The sequence below is a fragment of the Planktothrix sp. FACHB-1355 genome, from assembly GCF_014748295.1.
Classification (GTDB): Bacteria; Cyanobacteriota; Cyanobacteriia; order Cyanobacteriales; family Aerosakkonemataceae; genus Aerosakkonema; species Aerosakkonema funiforme_A.
Map to the genome: position 1 here is coordinate 1 of NZ_JACJUP010000720.1, position 3,658 is coordinate 3,658.

Genomic DNA, 3,658 nt, shown 5'->3' on the forward strand with positions numbered 1-3,658 from the left:
ATCTCAAGATTTGCGCGAACAGCCTCATGATTATTTAGAATCGGCTTTACGATTGGTGATCAGTACAGAAGAAAAAAATAGCCTTTTCAATTATATTTTAGGCTTTGAGCTTCTGAAAATGATATTTCAGATGAGTTGGGCGCAACAAGAAAGATTATCTATATTACAAAAATCTCCAACCAGCTTTATCAAAAACTATATTAAGCCTATTCAAAAAGCTCACAAACTTAACGGTATAGTTGTGCCGAAATACGAAAGGATTTTCTTTGAAAAACACGATTATTATGTGCAAATACCCGATTTATCAGAAAAGCGATCGATCGAGCTAGTTATGAATACTTTTACCACAAATACAGTTAGCGATTTTGGATTTTCAATGATTCGCCATCCCCAATCTTTAACATTCGATTACGAATATATTTATCAACCGGAACAAGAGAGTATTTTCACTCAAGATCTGGAAGTGATTAATATTTAATAAAACTCAGCAAGTCAACAAAAATATATTACCATGAAAGCGCGTAAATATTTATAGAATAACCTTTATGGGACAAGACAATCCCTTGTTATTTCTGGTATATTTCGGATTTATGGTAAAAAAGATTTCGTGATATTAAACACAATTGCGCTCGGTGAGTGACGGCACGGGAAAATAATTATTAGTTGAAAAAGTAAAGTTATCGCTCGTGCCGTCCCCCACCCGACGATGAGATACTAATTTATCCAATCTCCCTGAATAGTTACACCACGGCTTGCCATTGTTTGTTCAAACAAATCGGTTGGTAATGCTTGTTCCACCGCCCAAACACCGGGTTTTTTCAGTTTGCCATTCAGCAATAATTCGGCAATGCTACCGGTGCCGTAGCCTGCTGAAATTGCGGTATTTTCATGTACTAAAGTCGAACAAAAACTAGCTATCTTTCCATCTTTTTTTCCGGTGACTTCCGAACGAATTGCTACGCCAATACCGCTGAAGCGATCGGTAAAATTAGTCATCTTGTGACTGACAGTAGATAAAAACTCGATCGTCGCGGTATTTTTGAGGACTTTGGGCGGCCAAAACTTAGCAACCCACCAAGTTAGGTAATTGTAAAAATCGGGAACGGAACCGAATTTTGTAATCACTGTTTTGACGGGAAAAGTATCCGGCAAAGTGAAAGTTTCTGGCATATCGTACCAGTAAACGCCAGTGCGACCGTAGGGAGGTGGGAATACAACCGTTTCGCGATCGCTATAAGGTTTCACAGTTTCCCACTGCCCATTTATCAAAGATTCAAACGGATTTTGCAAACCCAAAAACGTCGTTCGCATCACCGTGATTCCCGCACCGCCAGAACCCGATACTACATAACTGAGGTGAATCTTTTCTGCCTCATCCAATTGTTCCACACCCTGTCGCACCATGCTATTAGAAATGCCGGGAAAAATACCCGTATTCACAATTGCGGTTACGCCAGCTTGTTCGGCGGCAGATTTATAATTGAGCGCTTTGATTGTAAAAGAGCGATGATCGCTGACATCCAAATAATTAACGCCTTCTTCGATGCAGGTTTTCAGAACGATCGCATCGCGGTAGTGAAATGGCCCAGCGCAGTGGATGACAATATCCGAAGATGCGATCGCATTCCGCAATTTCTCCTTTTCCGCCAAATCCAAAGTCAAAAATTTTACTTGCGACCCCAGCTGCTGGGCCACCGCTTCCCCAGCAGCTGAATTTCGCCCGGTAATAGTAATTTCTGCCTTTGTGTGGGCAACTAAATCCGCAGCAACGCTGCTGCCAATTCGCCCGCTTCCTCCCACAATTAAAACTTTATCTGTCATTAGTCATTGGTCATTCGTCGAATGTTACTAAGATAAGCGAGGTAGAGCCTCAAAAACCTCGCTCCCAGGTTGAAACTAGGAGTGGGGGAGTGGGAAAGTCAAAAGTCAAAAGTCAAAAGTCAAAATTCTTCCCTCTTCCCTCTTCCCTCTTCCCTATCCCCTAACCCCTAACCCCTAGCCCCTATCCCCTAAGAAATGCGGAACACCGACGCGACGGTAGACTTGAGAGAATTGCCCGCATCTTTGAGAGTTTGGGCGAGAGGCTGCTGTGCGTGCAGGAAGATGCGAGCGCAATTGCGTCCCGGCATACCGGAAATTGAGCCACCCGGATGAGTTCCCGCACCGGTGAGATACAGTCCATCAATTGGCGTTTTGTAGTTTGCCAATTCCGGTAACGGACGGAAGAACACCATCTGGTCTAGGGTCATGTCGATATGGTAGTAGTTACCTTTGTAGGCTCCCAAACGCACTCCCAGTTCGGCGGGACTTTCCACGCGACGTGCGATCGTCGCAGTCTTGACATTGGGCGCGTATTCTGCGAGCTTATCGATAACGCGATCGGCTACTTTATTTTTCAATTCATCCGTCCAGCCCGTCCCATTTAAACCCGTTCCCTCCGCATCCGCAATTTGATAAGGCGCAAAATATTCGATCCAAAGCGTATGCTTGCCGGGAGGTGCCATCGACGGGTCTAGCATCGTCGGCTGAACTACATACATTGACGGGTCTTCCAGCGGAATTTTACCAACAGACGGATCGCTGTGGGCAATTTCCACCTGTCTGACAGAATCGGCAATCAACACAGAACCGATCAGATATTCATCTTTATGGTCGTGATGCACAAAGCGCAGCGGTTCATCCATCGCTAGGTCGATTTTGAGGATAGTTTCGTTATTATTAACGATGCGACGTTCCAAACGCTCCTTTAAATCTGGGTCGGCAGCATTCACATCGCTTTCATCGACCAATTGCAAGAACAAGCGCTTGGCATCAATGTTAGAAATAACACCTTTAGTTGCGCGGTATTCCCTGCCACCACCAGCCCGAACTCCCACAGCTCTACCGTCATCGATTAAAATCTTCTCAACGTGCTGGTCAGTAAGTATCTTTCCACCCAAACTTGTGACTAAATTAACTAGGGCCGTCACCAAAGCGCCAGTACCGCCTCTAGGTCTAGCCATGCCGGGATTGTGGCGCATTGCCATCATGATCGCACCCACAGCAATGCTTTTTTGAGAGGGAGGCGCACCGAGTTCGGATGCCAATCTTGCCAAAGGTGCTTTGAGAAACTCGGAATCAAACCATTCGTTGATGACATCCTCGGCGCTGGTTAGCATTGTACGTATAAAGTCCAGCGTTTTATCCGGGCCACCGATAACAGAAATTAAATCTTTCAGCTTTTTAAAGTCGTAGTTCCCAACAATATCGACGATCGACTTTGGTGGCGCGTTGAACATGGGAATCATAGCGCTGATCACCCGCTGCCAAAAGTCTGTGTATTGGGCATATTTTTTGGCGTCGCGCTCATTGTAGCGGGCAATTTCCGCACAGGTTTTCTCAACGGATCTGTGACCCAAAAAGTATTTACCATCTGGATGGGGACAAAATACCACTGGGTCGCAGTAAAGATACTCCAGGCCGTATTTTTCCAGTTCTAATTCTTCAACTACTGGGCCCAGATGGATGAATTCGTGGTCGATCGCACACAGGTTGAATTTAAAACCCGGTGCTTCTTTTGGCAATGCTTCCTCGGTAGTTGCTGCACCGCCAGGAACAGAGCGTTTTTCTAGTAATAAAACGCTATATCCTGCTTTGAGCAGATAAGCAGCACAAACTA

General features: G+C 45.1%; 2 protein-coding genes and 1 pseudogene. 1 reads left to right on the forward strand and 2 read right to left on the reverse strand.

Going from position 1 to position 3,658, the window contains the following annotated elements; all coding sequences use genetic code 11:
* Window positions 1-478 (forward strand): annotated as a pseudogene (locus tag H6S82_RS23685) (cobyrinic acid a,c-diamide synthase); the annotation flags it as partial.
* Window positions 479-714: 236 nt separating this feature from the next.
* Here H6S82_RS23685 and H6S82_RS23690 read toward each other — a convergent pair.
* Entirely contained in the window at window positions 715-1,821 is a 1,107-nt protein-coding gene (locus H6S82_RS23690) for a saccharopine dehydrogenase NADP-binding domain-containing protein (protein ID WP_190470009.1), read from the reverse strand.
* A 188-nt stretch (window positions 1,822-2,009) separates the two neighbouring features.
* A partial coding sequence (crtO, locus tag H6S82_RS23695; RefSeq protein ID WP_191056805.1) for a beta-carotene ketolase CrtO occupies window positions 2,010-3,658 on the reverse strand: 1,649 nt, incomplete at its 5' end.

What these genes read in the sequence shown, in the direction of transcription:
- H6S82_RS23690 (WP_190470009.1), bottom strand. Translation starts at nt 1,821, where the DNA reads ATGACAGATAAAGTTTTAATTGTGGGAGGAAGCGGGCGAATTGGCAGC.